General features: G+C 72.9%; 19 protein-coding genes. 13 read left to right on the forward strand and 6 right to left on the reverse strand.

Annotated elements, in window-relative coordinates:
• The first annotated feature begins 53 nt into the window (after positions 1-53).
• Complete coding sequence (locus tag AB0G02_RS06245; RefSeq protein ID WP_360790108.1) at positions 54-566, forward strand: hypothetical protein; 513 nt, start codon at positions 54-56, stop codon at positions 564-566.
• On the opposite strand, the gene AB0G02_RS06250 is transcribed toward AB0G02_RS06245, so the two are convergent.
• From AB0G02_RS06250 to sodN, 3 genes are all read right to left on the reverse strand, one after another.
• Positions 526-1011, reverse strand: a complete 486-nt coding sequence (locus AB0G02_RS06250; RefSeq protein ID WP_360790111.1) for a GNAT family N-acetyltransferase — start codon at positions 1009-1011, stop codon at positions 526-528. The two genes, AB0G02_RS06245 and AB0G02_RS06250, sit on opposite strands and share 41 nt — an antisense overlap.
• Complete coding sequence (locus AB0G02_RS06255) at positions 1004-1609, reverse strand: histidine phosphatase family protein (protein ID WP_360790114.1); 606 nt, start codon at positions 1607-1609, stop codon at positions 1004-1006. Before AB0G02_RS06255 ends, AB0G02_RS06250 begins: the two co-directional genes overlap by 8 nt.
• Positions 1610-1895: 286 nt before the next feature.
• A complete protein-coding gene (sodN, locus tag AB0G02_RS06260; protein ID WP_073891370.1) occupies positions 1896-2315 on the reverse strand; it encodes a superoxide dismutase, Ni in 420 nt (139 codons plus the stop codon).
• A gap of 78 nt (positions 2316-2393) precedes the next feature.
• Here sodN and AB0G02_RS06265 point away from each other — a divergent pair, with 78 nt between their 5' ends.
• Positions 2394-2726 (forward strand): S24 family peptidase, encoded by a 333-nt coding sequence (locus tag AB0G02_RS06265; RefSeq protein ID WP_360790117.1) that lies wholly within the window; start codon positions 2394-2396, stop codon positions 2724-2726.
• Positions 2727-2818: 92 nt separating this feature from the next.
• On the opposite strand, the gene AB0G02_RS06270 is transcribed toward AB0G02_RS06265, so the two are convergent.
• Entirely contained in the window at positions 2819-3412 is a 594-nt protein-coding gene (locus tag AB0G02_RS06270) for a dTDP-4-dehydrorhamnose 3,5-epimerase family protein (protein ID WP_360790120.1), read from the reverse strand.
• 286 nt (positions 3413-3698) lie between these two features.
• On the opposite strand from AB0G02_RS06270, the gene AB0G02_RS06275 reads away from it, so the two are divergent.
• From AB0G02_RS06275 to AB0G02_RS06290, 4 genes are all read left to right on the forward strand, one after another.
• Positions 3699-4886 carry an NADP-dependent malic enzyme gene (locus AB0G02_RS06275; protein WP_360790123.1) on the forward strand — a complete coding sequence of 396 codons (1188 nt, stop codon included), beginning with the start codon at positions 3699-3701 and terminating at the stop codon, positions 4884-4886.
• Positions 4887-5109: 223 nt separating this feature from the next.
• Positions 5110-8277 (forward strand): EAL domain-containing protein, encoded by a 3168-nt coding sequence (locus tag AB0G02_RS06280; RefSeq protein ID WP_360790126.1) that lies wholly within the window; start codon positions 5110-5112, stop codon positions 8275-8277.
• Positions 8278-8295: 18 nt separating this feature from the next.
• Positions 8296-8868: a YbaB/EbfC family nucleoid-associated protein gene (locus AB0G02_RS06285; protein ID WP_360790129.1), complete on the forward strand. Its 573-nt coding sequence runs from the start codon at positions 8296-8298 to the stop codon at positions 8866-8868.
• Positions 8865-9491: a hypothetical protein gene (locus AB0G02_RS06290; RefSeq protein ID WP_360790132.1), complete on the forward strand. Its 627-nt coding sequence runs from the start codon at positions 8865-8867 to the stop codon at positions 9489-9491. The genes AB0G02_RS06285 and AB0G02_RS06290 overlap by 4 nt, the downstream gene beginning before the upstream one ends.
• Positions 9492-9542: 51 nt before the next feature.
• Here AB0G02_RS06290 and AB0G02_RS06295 read toward each other — a convergent pair whose 3' ends face one another.
• A complete protein-coding gene (locus AB0G02_RS06295) occupies positions 9543-11099 on the reverse strand; it encodes a bis-aminopropyl spermidine synthase family protein (RefSeq protein ID WP_360790135.1) in 1557 nt (518 codons plus the stop codon).
• A gap of 103 nt (positions 11100-11202) precedes the next feature.
• Between AB0G02_RS06295 and AB0G02_RS06300 the strand changes: the two genes are divergently transcribed.
• From AB0G02_RS06300 to AB0G02_RS06315, 4 genes are read left to right on the forward strand one after another with little or no spacing between them, the layout of a single operon-like run.
• Positions 11203-12252, forward strand: a complete 1050-nt coding sequence (locus tag AB0G02_RS06300) for an ATP-binding cassette domain-containing protein (protein WP_360790138.1) — start codon at positions 11203-11205, stop codon at positions 12250-12252.
• A complete protein-coding gene (locus AB0G02_RS06305) occupies positions 12245-12907 on the forward strand; it encodes an ABC transporter permease subunit (RefSeq protein ID WP_360790141.1) in 663 nt (220 codons plus the stop codon). Before AB0G02_RS06300 ends, AB0G02_RS06305 begins: the two co-directional genes overlap by 8 nt.
• On the forward strand, positions 12904-13662 hold the full coding sequence (locus AB0G02_RS06310) for an ABC transporter permease (RefSeq protein WP_360790144.1): 759 nt from the start codon (positions 12904-12906) through the stop codon (positions 13660-13662). Before AB0G02_RS06305 ends, AB0G02_RS06310 begins: the two co-directional genes overlap by 4 nt.
• Positions 13659-14543, forward strand: a complete 885-nt coding sequence (locus tag AB0G02_RS06315) for an ABC transporter substrate-binding protein (RefSeq protein WP_360790147.1) — start codon at positions 13659-13661, stop codon at positions 14541-14543. The genes AB0G02_RS06310 and AB0G02_RS06315 overlap by 4 nt, the downstream gene beginning before the upstream one ends.
• A gap of 67 nt (positions 14544-14610) precedes the next feature.
• Here the strand turns inward: AB0G02_RS06315 and AB0G02_RS06320 are convergent, their stop codons facing one another.
• Positions 14611-15381, reverse strand: coding sequence for an IclR family transcriptional regulator (locus AB0G02_RS06320; RefSeq protein WP_360790150.1), 771 nt, complete (start codon positions 15379-15381; stop codon positions 14611-14613).
• A 45-nt stretch (positions 15382-15426) separates the two neighbouring features.
• On the opposite strand from AB0G02_RS06320, the gene AB0G02_RS06325 reads away from it, so the two are divergent.
• The 3 genes from AB0G02_RS06325 to AB0G02_RS06335 all read left to right on the forward strand — a co-directional run.
• Complete coding sequence (locus AB0G02_RS06325) at positions 15427-15906, forward strand: SigE family RNA polymerase sigma factor (protein WP_360790153.1); 480 nt, start codon at positions 15427-15429, stop codon at positions 15904-15906.
• Positions 15903-16928 (forward strand): hypothetical protein, encoded by a 1026-nt coding sequence (locus tag AB0G02_RS06330; protein WP_360790155.1) that lies wholly within the window; start codon positions 15903-15905, stop codon positions 16926-16928. Before AB0G02_RS06325 ends, AB0G02_RS06330 begins: the two co-directional genes overlap by 4 nt.
• Positions 16929-17001: 73 nt before the next feature.
• Positions 17002-17209, forward strand: a 208-nt coding sequence (locus AB0G02_RS06335; protein ID WP_360790158.1) for an aromatic amino acid lyase, incomplete at its 3' end; no start/stop codon positions are given.

The raw sequence follows: 17209 nt of genomic DNA on the forward strand, positions 1-17209 counted from the left end.
CGATATTTCAGTACACTGAACTAAAATATTCGATCGCTGAAGGGGTTGGTCGTGTGACGGAGTGGGGGCTCGCGCTGGAGGTGCCACGCTGGGCGGGGCGGTTCTGGCTGCGGCACTGGGCGGTGGTCGTCGGGCTGTCGCTGGTGGCGTCCGTGCAGCGGCTCGTGGTGGTGAACTGGGGCGACCGGGTGCCGGGCGGGCTCGCGGTCGCCTCGGAGGTCGTCGTGGTGGCCGCGCGGCTGCTGCTGGTCGTGGTGGTGTGGCGGTTGGCGACCAGGGGGGAGCGGCCGAGCTGGGCGAACTGCGCCGCGTTCGCGCGGGAGCACCGGCCCAGCCTGGTGTGGCAGGTCGTGCTGCTGGCGGCGGCGTTCCTGGTGTTCGACGTCGGCGCCGAGCAGGTGGTCGGCGGGTTGCTGCCCGAGTCGGCGCGGCAGACCTACCTGGCCGTGCTGCTGTTCGTGAAGAACCCGACCGTCATCGCGTTCACGTTCGTGTGGCTGGTGGGCCTGGTGCGGCAGGCCGCCGTCAGCCGTCCCGCCCCAGTCGGGTCAGCGGGTCGTCGGTGAGCCGGAAGACGGTCCACTCGTCCATCGGGATCGCGCCGAGCGACTTGTAGAAGCCGATCGCCGGGGCGTTCCAGTCGAGGACCCACCACTCCAGCCGCGCGTAGCCGCGGTCGACGCACTCCTGCGCCAAGGCTTGCAGCAGCGCCCGGCCGAGGCCGTTGCCGCGCTGCGCGGGCTGCACGTAGAGGTCTTCGAGGTAGATGCCGTGCGTGCCGCGCCAGGTGGAGAAGTTGAGGAACCACAAGGCCGTGCCGACGACCCGACCGTCCACTTCGGCCACGTGGCCGAACAGGGCGGGCGAGGGGCGGAACAGCGCCTCGTGCAGCTGCTCGGCGGTCAGGTGGCACTCGTCGCGGGCGCGCTCGTACTCGGCCAGCTCCTCGACCAGGCCGACGACGGCGGGCACGTCCTCCTCGCGGATGCGCCGGACGCGGGGGTCAGTCAACGTCGACCTCCCACGCCGGGACGTTCAGCCGGCGCACCTGCGGGTCGCCGCGCTCCTCCCCGAGCACCGTCGTGCCGGCCGGGTCCAGTCCGAAGTGGACGCCCTCGCTCGGCGGCAGGTTCAGCCAGGTGGCGATCAGCACCCGGCTGAAGTGCCCGTGCCCGACCAGCACCACGTCACCGCTCGTCAACGCCTGCCGGGCGCGTTCGACCACCTTCACCGCGCGGGCGTGCACCTGGTCGTGCGTCTCGCCGTTCGGCACGGCGTGCGTCCAGACCGTCCAGCCGGGGTCGGTCTCGCGGATCTGCGGCGTGGTCAGGCCCTCGTAGTCGCCGTAGTCCCACTCCGCGAGGTCCTCGGTGCGCTCCACGTCGTGCAGCCCGGCCAGCTCGGCGGTCCGCCAGGCGCGCTGCCGGGGGCTCGCCACCACCAGCGCGGGCGGCCGGTCGGTGCCGCGCAACCGGGCGAGCACGGCCCCCGCGCGCCGGGCTTGCTGCACACCGTCGTCGGTCAGGGGCACGTCGGTCGTCCCGGTGTGCCGCCCGCTCTCGGACCACTCGGTTTGCCCGTGCCGGAGCAGGTAGACGTGTGAGGTCACGGCGCGCAGCTTACGGACGCGGCCGTCCGGGTGGCACGGTGGGTGAGTGGGTGATCACGCGTACCGCGATTCCGTGCGCCGCAGCTGCGACACCGTCGCGGAGGAGTGCGCGACCCGGTCGGCGGGTGAGCCGGCGGAGGAGCCACTCGACCGGGCGTTGCCGTCCAGCCTGCTCGAACAGGCGGGCCGGGCGTGGTCGCGGACCCGGGCTGCTTCCCCGGGAACGACGACGGCGCTGACCGGGCGGAAGGTTCTCCGCTGGTCAGCGCCGTGGTGGAGCAGTCGATCAGGCCGCGGCCTTGGTCTCCCAGAAGATCTTGTCGATCTGGGCGATCAGGTCGAGCAGCTCCTGGCCCTTGGCGGGGTCCATGGAGCCCTTCGCGCCGGACGCGCCGGCTGCCTTCGTCGCCCGGTTGAACAGGTCGTGCAGCTCCGGGTACTTCTCGAAGTGCGGCGGCTTGAAGTAGTCGGTCCACAGCACCCACAGGTGGTGCTTCACGAGCTCCGACCGCTGCTCCTTGATCAGGATGGCGCGGGCGCGGAACTCGGGGTCCTCGTTCGCCTGGTACTTCTCCTGAATCGCCTTGACCGACTCGGCCTCGATCCGGGCCTGGGCCGGGTCGTAAACACCGCACGGGAGGTCGCAGTGCGCGGTGGCCTCCAGGAGCGGGCGGCGGAGTGAACGGATGCGCGACAGAAGTCGCATCTTTCCTCCCTGACAGTGGATGCTCCGACGTGACGAACCCTACTCCGGGGCACCGGGACGAGCAGGTGGAGGTGATCGTTGGCACGGTCGGAGCGCAACCCGTTGCCGCTGGTTCGGGTGGTCGGGCCCTCGATGTCACCGACCCTGCGGACCGGGGACGTGGTGCTGGTCCACTACGGCAGGCCGCCCCGCCCGCGCGATCTTGTGCTGGTCAGGTGGGTCGCGCGGCCGGAGCAGCTGTCGGTCAAGCGGGCGGTCCGGCGGGACGGCGACGGCTGGCACGTGGAGGGCGACAACCCGTACGCCTCGACCGACTCGCGCACGCTCGGCGCGGCGGAGGTGGTCGGGGTGATCCGGGTCAGGCTGTGGCCGCGCCCCCGGCTGCTGCGGCGGTCGGCCCCGCCGGGCTGACCGCCGGCACCCGCCGAGCGACCACCGGCACGCGGCTCCGACCGCCGCACCCGCGGAGCGACCGCCGGCGCCCGGAGCCGACCGCCCGCACGTCAGGAGCGCAGCTTCGCGTACCAGGCCGAGCACTCGTCGTACGACGGCAGCAGACCCTCGTCGCGGGCCTGGTCGAACGTCGGCGCGGCGGCGTCCTTCGGTGACAGCAGCGGCGTCGCGTCGGACGGCCAGGGCAGGTCCATCGACAACGGGTGCACGCCGTGCTCCGCCTTCGGGTTGAACCCCTCCGAGCACAGGTACGACGCGACCGTGCCGTCCTCCAGCGCCATCAGCGCGTGCCCCAGCCCTTCGGACAGGTACACGGAGTTGAACGCGCCCGCCGAGACCTCCACCGCCTCCCACTCGCCGAACGTGGGGGAGCCGACCCGCAGGTCCACCACGACGTCCAGCAGCCGCCCGCGCGGGCAGTAGACGTACTTGGCCTGCCCCGGCGGCGTGTCGGCGTAGTGGACACCCCGGATCACGCCGCGCTTGGACTCGCTGTGGTTCGTTTGGGCGACCTTCAACGGGTACCCGACGGCATCGGTGAACACCGCTTCCTGGTACGGCGCGACGAACAAACCGCGGTCGTCGGGGAACACCGAAGGAGTGAACTCGAATGCGCCGGAAATTTTCAACTCGCGTACCTGCATGGCCGACACCCTATGGCCCGCGCGTTCTTGACCGATCCTGCCTGCGGAAACTGACCGGTCGGTTCAGAAAACCGGACGTACGTTCTGTGGCACTACCTCTGACCTGCGGAAAAACTGTGATCCCCACCGCAGACAGCGGCCGGCGACACTGCCATGCTTGCCCGCACACCGCCCCCGGAGGCGTCCGACAGACCGTGTGGACGACTCCCAGACAGGCCCCGTCGACCCGCGTGACAACGCCGGTCCCCGGTGCGCCGCAGGTATCGCGCACCGCAGGAGGACTTCCGTGACCGCTGTGAACGACCAACCCCAGACGACCACCGAATTGAGCGACGAGGAAATCTTCCTCGCGCACGAAGGCGGAAAGCTCGCCGTGAGCGCGACCGCTTCCTTGGCGGACCCCCGCGCGCTCTCCATCGCCTACACACCCGGTGTGGCGAGGGTCAGCCGGGCCATCGCGCAGGACCCGTCCCTGGCCGCCAAGTACACCTGGGCGCACCGCCTGGTCGCCGTGGTCAGCGACGGCACCGCCGTGCTGGGCCTGGGCGACATCGGCCCGAGCGCCTCCCTGCCGGTCATGGAGGGCAAGGCGGCGCTGTTCAAGACCTTCGGCGGCCTCGACTCCATCCCGCTGGTGCTGGACACCACGGACGTGGACGAGATCGTGGAGACCCTGGTCCGGCTGCGCCCGTCGTTCGGCGCGGTCAACCTGGAGGACGTCGCCGCGCCGCGCTGCTTCGAGCTGGAGGCCCGGCTCATCGAGGCCCTGGACGTGCCGGTCATGCACGACGACCAGCACGGCACCGCGGTCGTGGTGCTGGCCGCGCTGCGCGGCGCGAACACCGTGCTGGGAAAGGACGTCGCGAACCAGCGCGTGGTCATCTCCGGCGCGGGTGCGGCCGGCGTGGCGTGCGCGAAGATCCTGCTGGCCGCCGGCGTCGGCGAGGTCACCGTGGTCGACTCGCGCGGCATCGTGCACGTCGGCCGGGACGCCCTCAACCCGGTGAAGGCCCAGCTGGCCGAGGTCACCAACGGCAGCGGCCTGCGCGGCGGCATCACCGAGGCGCTGCGCGGCGCGGACGTGTTCGTCGGCGTCTCGTCGTCCCAGGTGCCCGAGGAGCTGATCGCGAGCATGGCCGACGACTCGATCGTGTTCGCGCTGTCCAACCCCGATCCCGAGGTGCACCCGGACGTGGCCGGGCGGCACGCCGCCGTGGTCGCCACCGGCCGCAGCGACTTCCCCAACCAGATCAACAACGTCCTCGCGTTCCCCGGGATCTTCCGCGGGGCGCTGGACGCGGGCGCCAAGAGGATCACCGAGGGCATGAAGCTGGCCGCCGCGGACGCCATCGCCGCGGTCGCCGCGGACGACCTGGCGGTCGACCGGATCGTGCCGAGCGCCCTCGACCCGCGGGTCGGCCCTGAAGTGGCCGCCGCCGTGGCCTTGGCAGCCCGGCAGGACGGAGTAGCCTGACTCCCAGTCGGAGTTGGGAGAGCTCCGGCCGCATCCGTCCGTACCCGTCGGCAGGCAACGAAACCACCACCGTGTTGTTTCGTTAGCCCGTTGAGGGGTGGGCGATGACGCTCCGAAGCGCTACCGTCCCTCTCCTCGGGTGAATATTGCCCGTGGAGAGGGACGCCGTCTTTGGGTGCGGTCGGGCCGGTCATCCCTGCCGTGAACACGGGAAGGTGGGACCGTGCCCAAGCGGGTTGGACGCGCTCCGGTGGTGCTCGACCCTGCGCGCCCGCAGAGCGGAGACGTGGCGCTGGACGGCATCGAGCTACCCGAGGCACCCACGCTGCTCGTCGACCCCAAGGGCGTCGTGATGCGGGCGAGCCCCGCCGCGGTGGCGCTGACCAAGGCCGACTCCGCGGACGACCTCGTCGGCCGGTCCCTGGGCGAGCTGCTGCTGGGCAGCCCCGACGACCTGCGGCTGCACCAGGCCGACGGCGCGCTGGTGCCGGTCCGCGCGGTGCGCACGCAGGTGCCCGGCACCGGGCTGCACGCCGTGCTGCTGGTCGACGTCTCGGACCTGGCGCGGGCCGCCGAGGACCTGCGCGACGAGCAGCGCAGGCTGCGCACCGTGCAGCGGGTCGCCAAGATCGGCTCCTGGGAGTACGACCCGGACACCGGCGTCACGGTCTGGTCCGAGTCGCACTACGAGATGTTCGGCGTGCGGCCGGGGGAGGTCGTGCCCGGCGCGCAGGCCGTGCTGGACCTGGTCCACCCCGACGACTACGAGATGGTCGCCCGGTACTGGGCGAACCGCGAGTTCGACGGCAACCCGATCGACATCGTCTACCGGATCATCCTGCCGGACGGGCAGCTGCGCTGGATCCGCGGCGTGGCCGAGGCGAAGGTGAGGTCGGACGGCCGCACCGAGTTCATCACCGGCTACATCCGCGACATCACCGAGCAGCAGCTGGCCGACCGCGCCCTGGAGACCGAGCGTGCCCGGCTGCTGGAGGCGCAGCGCATCGCGCGCATGGGCAGCTGGAGCTACGAGGTGGCGACCGGCGCCCTGCACCGCAGCGAGGTGCTGCTGGAGATGTACGCCGAGCTGGGCGTCGAGCCGAACGCGCAGCTGCTGGCCGTGCACCCGGACGACCGGGCCGCGCTGTCGGGCCTGCTCCAGCGCGCGGAGGACGGCAGCACGGTCGAGGCCGAGGTCCGCAGCGAGTTCGGGGACCGCGTCTACGTGTGCCGCGCGCGGGCCGAGCTGGAGAACGGCAAGGTCAGCCACCTGCACGGCACCATCCAGGACGTCACCGAGGCCCGCGCGCTGGAGCGCCAGCTCCGCGACGACCGCCGCCGGCTCGCGGACGCGCAGAAGGCCGCGCAGCTCGGCGTCTGGGAGTGGAACCTGCAGACCGGCGACGTGGCGTGGTCGGACATGCTGGTCGACCTGTTCGGCGTGCCGCGCGACGAGCACACCCGCTACCAGACCTACCTCGACCTGGTGCACCCCGACGACCGCGCCTGGGTGGACGACCTGTGGCAGCAGCTGGCCACCGAGGAGGTGCCGATCCAGCTCGAGCACCGGATCGTGCGCCGCGACGGCAAGCAGCGCGTGTTCCGCTGCTACGGCGTGGTCGTCAAGGGCACCGACGGCTTGCCGCTCGCGGTCGGCACGGCGCAGGACATCACCGAGCAGCGCGCCGCCGAGACGAGGATGAAACGGTCCAGCCAGCGGTTCGCGGACCTGGTGTCGCTCACGCCGGTCGGCATCGGCCTGTTCGACGAGGGCGAGCGGCTGGTCGACGCCAACGACGCGCTGTGCGACCTGCTCGGCATGGACCTGGAGCAGCTGCGCGGCATGACCGCGAGCCAGCTCACCCACCCGGACGACCACGACCCGCGGCTCCCGTCGATCGACGAGATGTCCGCGCCGGGCGCCGAGCGCACGCACAAGGTCCCGCAGCGCATCCTGGTCCGCCGCGACGGCGTGCAGGTGTACTGCGAGCTGCACATCGCGCTGTCCGTGCAGGACGACGGCCGCCGGTTCTGGCTGATCGTGTTCCAGGACATCACCGAGCGCAGGCGCACGGCCGAGGCGCTGCGGCACCAGGCGACGCACGACGAGCTGACCGGTCTGCCGAACCGGGCGCTGGTCAAGGAGATGCTGGGCGAGCTGCTGGAGTCGCCGGACCGGTCGCAGGTCGCGGTGCTGTTCTGCGACATCGACAACTTCAAGCGGGTCAACGACTCGCTGGGCCACGACGCCGGTGACGAGCTGCTGGTGGCGCTGGCGCGGCGGCTGGAGGGCGGCCTGCCGGACGGCTGCACGGCCGCCCGCCTGTCCGGCGACGAGTACGTGATCATCTGCGAGAACCTCGACCAGGTCGGCGGCGTGCACGCGCTGGCCACGAAGGTCGCCGGGCTGCTGCGCACGGCGGTGCCGGTGCACGGCCAGCTGCTCCGGGTGGCGCCGACGAACGGCGCGGCCGTGCCGAACGGGTCCCGCGCGACCGGCAACGACCTGCTGCGCTTCGCCGACGCGGCGATGTTCGAGGCCAAGCGGTCCGGCGCGGGCCGGGTGTCGCTGGCCAGCGCGGCGCTGATCGCGTCGGCCGACCGGCAGGTGCACCTGGAGGGGCAGCTGCGCGAGGCGTTGCAGAACGACGGCCTGACGCTGCACTTCCAGCCGGTGGTCGGCGTGGACGGCGTGGTGCAGACCGCGGAGGCGCTGGTGCGGTGGCCGCACCCGGACCGCGGGCTGCTGCCGCCGGACGTCTTCCTGCCCGTGGCCGAGCAGGGCGACCTGCTGCGCGAGCTGGACCGGTGGGTGCTGCGGACCGCGTTGAAGGAGGCCTCGACCTGGCCCGAGCCGGGCGGCAAGCCGGTGTCGGTGGCGGTGAACCTGGCCGGTCTCGTGCCGGGTGACCCGGAGTTCGTCGACATCGTCGCGGACGCCATCGCGGAGGCGGGCATCCCGTGGGACCGGGTGGTGCTGGAGCTGGTGGAGACGGCGCTGGTCGACCTGCCGTCACGGGTGCGCCAGACGATGGGCGAGCTGGTGGACCGGGGCATCCGGTTCGCGGTGGACGACTTCGGCACCGGCTACTCGTCGCTGGCCCGGCTCAAGGACCTCCCGGCGCAGATCATCAAGGTGGACCGGCGGTTCGTGTCCGGTGTCGGCACCGACCCGTCCGACCTGGCCGTGGCCGCGGCGGTGGTCGACATGGCCCGCGCGATGGACCGCAAGTGCGTGGCGGAGGGCGTGGAGACGGCGACCCAGTTCCACGTGCTGCGCGGCATGGGCGTGGACACCTACCAGGGGTGGCTGTTCTCCCGGCCGGTGCCGCCCAAGGAGTTCCGCGCGGTACTGGCTCTCGGACCGTTGCACATTCCCCGTGCCGGGTGACCCTGGATACTCTTCCGGGTGAATTCGGAACGCATGATCGCTGACCTCGAAGCCAAGGCGCGCGACCTGGCCGAGCGGACCCGCGGGTTGCGGGACCGGATCCGGCGCGCGGAGGCCACCCAGCGGTCGCCGGACGGCGCGGTCACCGCGACCGTCGCGCCCAACGGGTCGCTGCGGCACATCGAGTTCTCGCCGGCCGCCGCGGGGTTCTCACCCGTGCGGCTGGGCGAGGTGGTGATGGACACCGTGCGGCGCGCGCAGGAGCAGGCCGCGCGGCAGGTCGTGGCGCACGTGGAGCCGCAGTTCGCCGGCACCGCCGCGATGGACTTCCTGACCGGTTCCGCACCGCCGGCCCCCTCCCCGTCGGCCGCACCGCCGGCCCCCGCCCCGCCGGCCGCCCCGGTGGTCGCCGCTCCGGCCGCCGCGCCGCGAGGGGCCGAACCCGAGCTGCCGTTGCCGCGCAGCCTGTGGGCGCCGGTCGACGAGCACGCCGAGCCAGCCGAGCCAGCCGAGCCCGACGTGCGCGCGGAGGCGGAAGTGCACGCCGAGCCCGTCGAGCTCGACGACGGATCCGGGACGGCGCCTCGGTGAGTGGTTTCCCGGTGCTGCGGTCGGGGGCGGCGGGGGAGCGGGACACCCTCGAACGCGACGTCGGCGTGCCCGGCCCGGACGTCGACCCGCTGTGCCTGCTCGACCGCGCCGGGCTCGGGTGGCTGGTCGAGCACGTCGGTCACCTGCGCGAGCCGCTGGACTGGCTGGCGGGCCACGGCGACCGGTTCGAGGACGCCGTCGCGACCTGGCGGCAGGTGGCCGGGACGCTGGACGGCATCGCGCGGCGGCGGGCCGGCGGCGGGTGGCTCACCGGGGAGATCACGGCGATGAGCCGGGTGTGCCGCGACGTGGCGTCGCACGTGGCCGAGGTGCGCGCGATCACCGCCGCGGTCCACGGCGTGTTCCGGGACGTGGTCGCCCTGTACGTCCGCGAGGTCCTCGACAACGCCACCGTCGCGTTCGCGGCGGCGGACCTGACGTGCGGCAGCTCGGTGTCGGACTTCGCGACCTGGGCGGTCGGGCGCGGCGCGGTCGTGCTGGACCGGATGACCCGGCGGCTGATCGGGCTGGTGCGCGTGATGGTGCTGATCGCGGCCGCGCTGAAGGCGTTGTTCGGCCTGGCGCGCGACATGCTGAAGGCCATCACGCGCTTCGGTGAGTGAACCTCGCACCCCGGTCGCGGTCGCGGACCGGGGAGGGGTCGGCGGCGGAGGTCAGCGGGTCGCGGACGCGCGGATCAGCGGCAGCAGCGCGGCGATCCGGTGCCGGGGCAGGTCGACCAGCCGCAGCTCCAGGTCGTCGTGCTCACCGATGCGCTCCCTCGCCTCCCGCTTGGTCATCGCGCCGTGCGTGGCGGTGACCAGCGCCTCGCGCCACACGTTGCCGAGCTTGCCGTGCGCGCGCATCAGCACCTCCCGCACGGCCAGCCCACCGGCGTCCAGCGTGCCCGCCAACACCTGGTCCGCGACCACCACGCAGTGCTTGCCGTCCGGAGTGGACCGCAGGAACCGCAGCGCGAACCTGGTGTCCACCAACGACTTCAGCCCCTGCTGGCCTGCCGCCGAGGCGACGTCCGGGTGGTTGTTGGGCACCAGCGCCGCCATCCGGCCGGGCGAGCAGGCCAGCAACGTCCGCAGCAGCCACGGCCCCGGGTCGCCGGAGAGGTCCACCGCCAGCGACGCCGCGCCCTTGCCGATCGGGTCGGCCCACCCCGGCGCGCGCGGCTTCGGCGGCGGGGAGGACTCGGGCCGCGGCGCGAGGTCGACCAGGGCCGCCAACGCCTCCGAACCCGGTCCGGACGCCTCCACGGACTGCGGGCCGTGCGTGTAGATGGACGTCCGGGCGGCCGACGGGGACGACGCCGAGCGCCGGGACGTGGGCCGGCACACGTACAGGTCGGCCGCGCTGCCGATGGCCTGCGCGCCGTCGAACCGGTGGAACGCGGGCAGGATCGCCTCGAACACCAACCCGAGCCGTTGCAGCTCCTGCTGCACCTTCAGGCCCAGGGCGGGCGTCCGGTCGCTGAAGCCGTACGCGAGCAGCACCCGGCCCCGGCCCTGGTCGGCCAGGCACTCGATCGCCCGGCCGGCGAACAACCCCATGCCCTCGGGCGTGTACGGCGGGTCGCTGAACACGAGGTCGGCCGACTCCAGCAGGGCGGGCGGCAGTCCGAACCGGAAGTCCGCGTGCACCGTCCGCACCGGCCACCCGCGTTCCGCGGCCCGCGTGGCGATGTGCTCCAGCAGCCGGTCGTCCACATCGACCACGACGACGTCCACCGCCGGGTTCACCGCGCACACCGCGAGCGAGGTCAGGTCGTGGTCGCCCAGGCACAGCAGCGTGCGCCCGGCCAGGTCGTAGGTGGTGTCCAACCACAGCGCGCGCTTCAGCGCCGTCTCCGCCGTCGCCTGCACGTGGTCCAGGGCGGACAGCGGCGGCGGCACGTCCGCGATGTCGGCCAGCACGGACCGCAGGTGCCCGGTGTGCCGCGACACCAGCGCGTCCAGCGGGTCGACCAGGTCGTCACCGGCCGCGAACCCCGCGTAGTCGGCGGCCTTGGCGGGCGCGAGCCGGTACCGGTCACCGCTGGTCTCCAGGTCGTCGCCGACCGCGGTCAGCAGCTCCTGCACCGTGCGCCGGGGCACAGCGGGAAGCCGAACCAACTCGGCCAGGGTGTGCCAGTCATCGGCCAGCAGGTCGAGCACGCGCCGCAGCTTGCGGGCGTGCACGCCGCGTTCGGTGAGGAGCGCTCGTACCGGTTCGGTGGCCACAACCGGTGCAGCCTACTGACCGGATGGTGAAACGCCGTGCCGCGGTCGGACCGACGGGCTAGGGTCGTTCGACGCTTGATGCCCATCGGCAGGAGGACCACGGGTGATCGAGTTCCGCGACGTGACCAAGCGGTTCGACGACGGGACCACCGCGGTGAACGGGCTCGACCTGGTGGTCGAGGCGGGCACGATCACGGTCTTCGTCGGACCGTCGGGGTGCGGCAAGACCACCTCGCTGCGCATGGTGAACCGGATGATCGACCCCACGTCGGGCACCGTCCTGGTGGACGGCGAGGACGTGCTGGGCGTCGACCCGCCCACGCTGCGGCGCGGCATCGGGTACGTCATCCAGCAGGCGGGCCTGTTCCCGCACCGGACCGTGCTGGACAACGTGGCCACCGTGCCGCTGCTCACCGGCTGGACCCGGCGCAAGGCCCGGCAGCGGGCCGCCGAGCTGCTGGAGCTGGTCGGGCTGCCCGCCGAGCTGGGCCGCCGCTACCCCGTGCAGCTGTCCGGTGGCCAGCAGCAACGCGTCGGCGTGGCGCGGGCGCTGGCCGCGGACCCGCCGGTGCTGCTGATGGACGAGCCGTTCAGCGCGGTCGACCCGGTGGTGCGGGAAGGGCTCCAGGACGAGCTGCTGCGGCTCCAGGCCGAACTGGACAAGACGATCGTGTTCGTCACGCACGACATCGACGAGGCCATCCGGATCGGTGAGAAGGTCGCGGTGATGCGCACCGGCGGCGTCCTCGCCCAGTACGCGCCGCCCGCCGAGCTGCTGACCCGGCCCGCGGACGACTTCGTGGCGAGCTTCGTCGGCAAGGACCGCGGCTACCGCAGCCTGTCCTTTGTGGACTCGTCCGGGGTCGTGGTGGCGGAGGTGCCCACGGTCGTCGCGGACGAGCCGGTCGAGTCCTCTTCGGACTGGCGGCTGGTGCTGGACGCCGACCGCAGGCCGCAGGGCTGGGTCGCGCCGGACTCGTCCGTCGTGCCCGGCGGCTCGCTGTACGAGGTGGGCGCGTCGATCCGGGGCGCGCTGGACGCCGCGCTGTCGTCACCGTCCGGGCTGGGCGTGGCGGTGGACGCCGAGGGGCGCCTGGCCGGCGTCGTCACGGCGCGGCAGGTGCTCGACGTGATCGAGAGCCGCCGTGGGTGACCTGGGGAAGTACCTCGGTGACGCGGGCACCAGGGCGGCGCTGCTGCAGATGCTGCTCGACCACGTCTACCTGTCGCTGGTGCCGCTGGTCGTGTCGGTGGTGCTGGCGATCGTGCTCGGCCTGCTGTGCCACCGGTTCCGGCAGGTCAACGCGACGTTGATCGGGCTGTCGAACGTGGTGTACACGATCCCGTCGCTGGCGCTGTTCGCGATCATCCCGGCGGTCATCGGCACGCAGGTGCTCGACCCGCTGAACGTGATCATCGCGCTGACCGTCTACACGACCGCGCTGCTGGTCCGGCCGGTGGCCGAGGCGCTGGCCGCGGTGCCCGCGCACGTCACCGCCGCCGCCACCGCGATGGGCTTCCGGCCGCTGCGCCGGTTCCTGACCGTGGAGCTGCCGCTGTCGGTGCCGGTGCTGGCCGCCGGGGTGCGGGTCGGCTCGGTCAGCAACATCAGCCTGGTCAGCGTCGGCGCGTTGATCGGCACGGGCGGGCTCGGCACGTTGTTCACCGACGGGTTCCGGCAGCGCTACCTCGCGCCGATCATCGTCGGCATCGTGCTGACCCTGCTGCTGGCGCTGGTGGTCGACCTGCTGCTGGTGCTGCTGCGCAACCGGTTGACGCCGTGGGCGCGGGCGGGGGGCAAGCCGTGATCTTCGCGGACGCGTTCGCGTGGCTGGTCGACCCGGTCAACTGGTCGGGCGGCAAGTCGATCCCGGTGCGGATCGGCATCCACCTGCTGTACTGCCTGGGCGCGGTGCTCGGCGCGTCGCTGATCGCCGTGCCGCTCGGCCTGTACGTCGGGCACACCGGTCGCGGCGGCGTGGTGCTGGTCGGCGGCAGCAACGCGCTGCGGGCCCTGCCGACGCTGGGCCTGGTCACGTTCCTCTACCTGGTCGCGGGCGGCGGCACGTCCGGCGTGCTGATCGGTCTGGTCGTGCTCGCGGTGCCGCCGATCCTGGCCGGCGCCTACGCGGGCGTGCAGGACGTGGACCGGGGCGTGGTGGACGCGGCGCGCGGCATGGGCATGACCGGCGCGCAGCGGCTGTGGCGGGTCGAGGTGCCCAACGCGCTGCCGCTGCTCGTCGGCGGTCTGCGCAACGCGACGCTGCAGGTGGTCGCCACCGCTTCGGTGGCGGCCTACGTGGGTATCGAGACGTTGGGGCGTCCCCTGCTGGACGGCCTGCGGGTGTTGGACTACGGGCAGTTCGTCGGCGGCGCGATCCTGATCGCGCTGCTCGCCGTCGTCCTGGACGTGGTGCTCGCGGGCGTCGGCCGGTTGGTCGTGCCCGCGGGTTTGCGGCTGTCCGCCCGGACCCGGCGCGCTGGGAAGGCGCGGTCGGGCGGGGCGGGGCCGAGGCGCCGGGGAGAGCCGGCGCCCGTCGAATCTGGAGGAAGCACGGCATGAAGCGCACGTTGGCCGTTGTCGTCGCGGCGGCTGCCCTGGTCGTCTCCGCGTGCGGGTCCAAGGAGGACCTGGGTGGGAGCGGCGACCAGGCAGCGTCGGGTGAGGTCGTGGTCGGTTCGGCCGACTTCACCGAGAACAAGATCCTGGCCGAGGTCTACGCCGGCGCGTTGAAGGCGACCGGCGCGAAGGTGTCGGTGCGGTCCGGCATCGGCGCTCGCGAGCTGGTCGTCAAGGCGTTGCAGGACAAGTCGCTCGGCGTGGTGCCGGAGTACACGGGCAACCTGCTCAACTACTTCGACAAGACCAACACCACCACCGAGGCCGAGGAGGTCTACACGGCGCTGAAGGGCAAGACGCCGTCGGGCCTGGAGGTGCTGGCGAAGTCGGAGGCGGAGGACAAGGACGTCCTGGTGGTCACCAAGGCCACCGCGGACGGCGGCGTGAAGTCCATCGCGGACCTCGGGGCCGGCAAGTACGCGCTCGGCGCGGCCGGCGAGTGGGCGCAGCGCTGGGAGGCCAAGGTCAAGGAGCTGTACGGCGTGACGTTCACCGAGATCAAGACCACCGACACCGGTGGCCCGATCACGGTCGACGCGCTGAAGGACGGCACCGTGCAGGTGGCCAACCTCTACACGACGTCCGCCGACATCAAGGCGAACGACTTCGTGGAGCTGGAGGACCCGAAGGTGATGTACCCGGCGCAGAACGTCGTGCCGCTGCTGCGGTCGGACGCGGTCGACGCCAAGGGCAAGGCGGCGCTGGACAAGGTGTCCGCGGCGCTCACCACGGAGAAGCTGGCCGAGCTGGTCAAGCGGGTGGACGTGGACAAGGAGACCGTCGCGAACGTGGCGGCCGACTTCCTGAAGTCCGTCAAGCTGTAGTTCCCTGCCGTCGCGGCCCGGTCCCCGCTGGGGGCCGGGCCGTCGCGCTGACCGGGGGTCCCCGACCTCAGGCCCGGCCGCCGATGCGGGTGGTCAGCTCGTCCGCCGCGCGGCGGGCCTCCGCCGCCAGCTCCGGCCACGTCTCGCCGCACTCCACCTCGCACACGTGCCGGAACGTCACGGTGATCGCGGCGATCGGGCGTTCACCGTGGTCGAAGACGGGGGCCGCCACGGACGCGAAGCCGTCCGTCACGTAGCCGTCCTCCACCGCCCACCCGCGCCTGCGCTCCACGGCCAGCAGGCGGCGCAGGGCGGGCAGGTTGTGCGGCCCCCGCCCGGTCCGGTCGACGAACGGGCCCGGGAACAGGGCCCTGACCTGCGCCGCGGGCAGCCGGCCCAGCACCGCCCGGCCCGACGCGGTCAGGTGGGCGGGCAGCCGCACGCCGACGTCCGACACGATCGTGGTCGGACGGCGGGGCTGCTCGCGCACCAGGTACAGCGCCTCCGCGCCGTGCAGCACGCCCAGGTGCGCGGTCCGACCGACGGCGTCCACCAGCCTGCGCAGCACGGGCCGCGCCAACCGCTCCAGCGGGTCGTGCCGCAGGTAGGCCGACCCGAGCTCGAACGCGGCCACACCCAGCCCGTAGCGCCGCTCCTCGGGGAAGTGCGTCGCGAAACCGGCCTCGGTCAGCTCCGCCAGCAGGTGGTAGGTCGTCGACCTGGGCAGGGCCAGCTCACGGGCGACCGCCGCCGCCGACAGCGGACCGGGCCTGCTCGCCAGCAGCCGCAGCACCGCGAGCCCCCGGCGCAACGCCGGCACGTCGCTGCTGCCTCCCACGGAACCCATTCTCAACAAAACCGCGGGACGGCGCATTGGAGGGGTATGACGACCAGCTTCGAGGACTTCGCCACCCGGCAGGTCACCCCGCTGCTGCGCTACGCCACCGTGTTGACCGGCGACCCGCACCTGGCTCAGGACGTGGTCCAGGAAGTCCTGCTGCGGGCGCAGCAGAAGTGGGCGCGCATCGGCTCGGTCGACGCGCCCGCCGCGTACCTCAAGAGGATGGTCACCAACGAGTTCCTGGGATGGCGCCGTCGCTTGAAGTCCCACCTGCCCCTGACCGGCGTGGACCCGCCCCAACCCGATCCCGCCGACCACTACGACGAGCGGGAGGCGATGCTCCAGCGCATCGACGCGCTCCCGCGCAAGCAGAAGGTCGCCGTCGTGCTCCGCTACTACGAGGGGTGCGACGACGCCGAGATCGCCGCCGTCCTGGGGTGTGCCCAGGTCACGGTCCGCAGCCACATCTCCCGCGCGCTGGCAGTGCTGCGCGCCGACGAACGCGTGAGGCACCCGCTGTGAACGAGACCACCGAAACCCTGATCACCGACGCCCTGCACCGCCGGGCCGAGCGCACGCCACCGCCGGGCGCGGTGCTCGCCGCCCTGCACCGGCCGCGCCGGACGCGCAAGCCGCTGCTCCTGGTGCTCGCCACCGCCGGCGCCACGGCCGCCGCGGCCGCGCTGGTGGTGGCCACCGTGAACGGACCGACCGCCGGCCAGGCCCCGCCCGCCCGGCAGCTCGGCACCACGTCGGCGCCCGAGCCCGTCCTGGCCGCGGACGTGCCGACCCGGGCCCTGGAGTACCGGCCGGGGGTCGTGCTCGACGGCTACACCGAGCGTGAGCGCGTCATCGGCCCGTGGGGCACGGCGCGGCTCTACGCGCCCGGTTCCACCGAGCCCGGCTCGCCGCTGGTCCGCTTCGGCGTCCTCACCGCCATCGCGGGCGACGTCGGTCCCAAGGTCGAGAACGCCCCGGTGGGGGACCGCACGACGGTCGGCGGCGCGGTGGCGGCCTGGTTCGGCGACAGCCTGTACTGGAACGCCGCCCCCGGCCACGTGCTCAGCGTCAGCCTGGAGGGCGTGACCGGCGTGGACGCCCGCGCCGAGGTGCGGCGGATCGCGGACTCCGTCGTCCCGGACACCACGTCGATGCGCATCCCGTTCTCGCTGAACCAGTACCCGTACGTCGAGGTCAAGGGCTCGGGCGCGGCCGACTGGACGATCGCGGGCACGAGCGACCTCGACGACGTCCGGTATGGGGCGGAGCTGCTGCGGACCGCCGACGCCCCGGCCGGTTCCACGCCCACGACCGTCGGCGGCAAGCCCGCGCACTACACCGCCGACGGGTTCGGCCTGCTCGCGGTCCAACTCGCGCCCACCCTGCAGGTGCGGGTGAAGCCGGACGAGTTCAAGACGCCCGACGGCACGCCGCTGCCGCCCGGCCTGGAGACCCGGCATGCCCCGGTCGAGGTGCTGGCCCGGGTGGCGGAGGCGCTCGTCGTGGACACCAACCCGGACGTGGCCTGGATCGGGACGCGGTAGCCCGTCTGGCATACCAGACACGATCGGCGGATGTCAGGTCGTGCGGATCCGGCTGCCGGGTTGAGATGGGCACATGCAGCAACCCGTGCAGCTGGGTCCGAAACCCCTGACCCGCGACGACGTCCACGCCGTGGCCCGAGGCGGCGCGCGCGTGGAGATCACGGAAGCGGCCCGTGAGGCGGTCACCACCGCCCGGTCGCACATCGAGCGCCTGGCGACCGCCGAGCAGCCCACGTACGGCGTCTCCACCGGCTTCGGGGCGCTGGCGGTCCGGCACATCC

Origin of the sequence: Actinosynnema sp. NPDC023658 (assembly GCF_040639995.1) — a bacterium.
GTDB lineage: Bacteria > Actinomycetota > Actinomycetes > Mycobacteriales > Pseudonocardiaceae > Actinosynnema.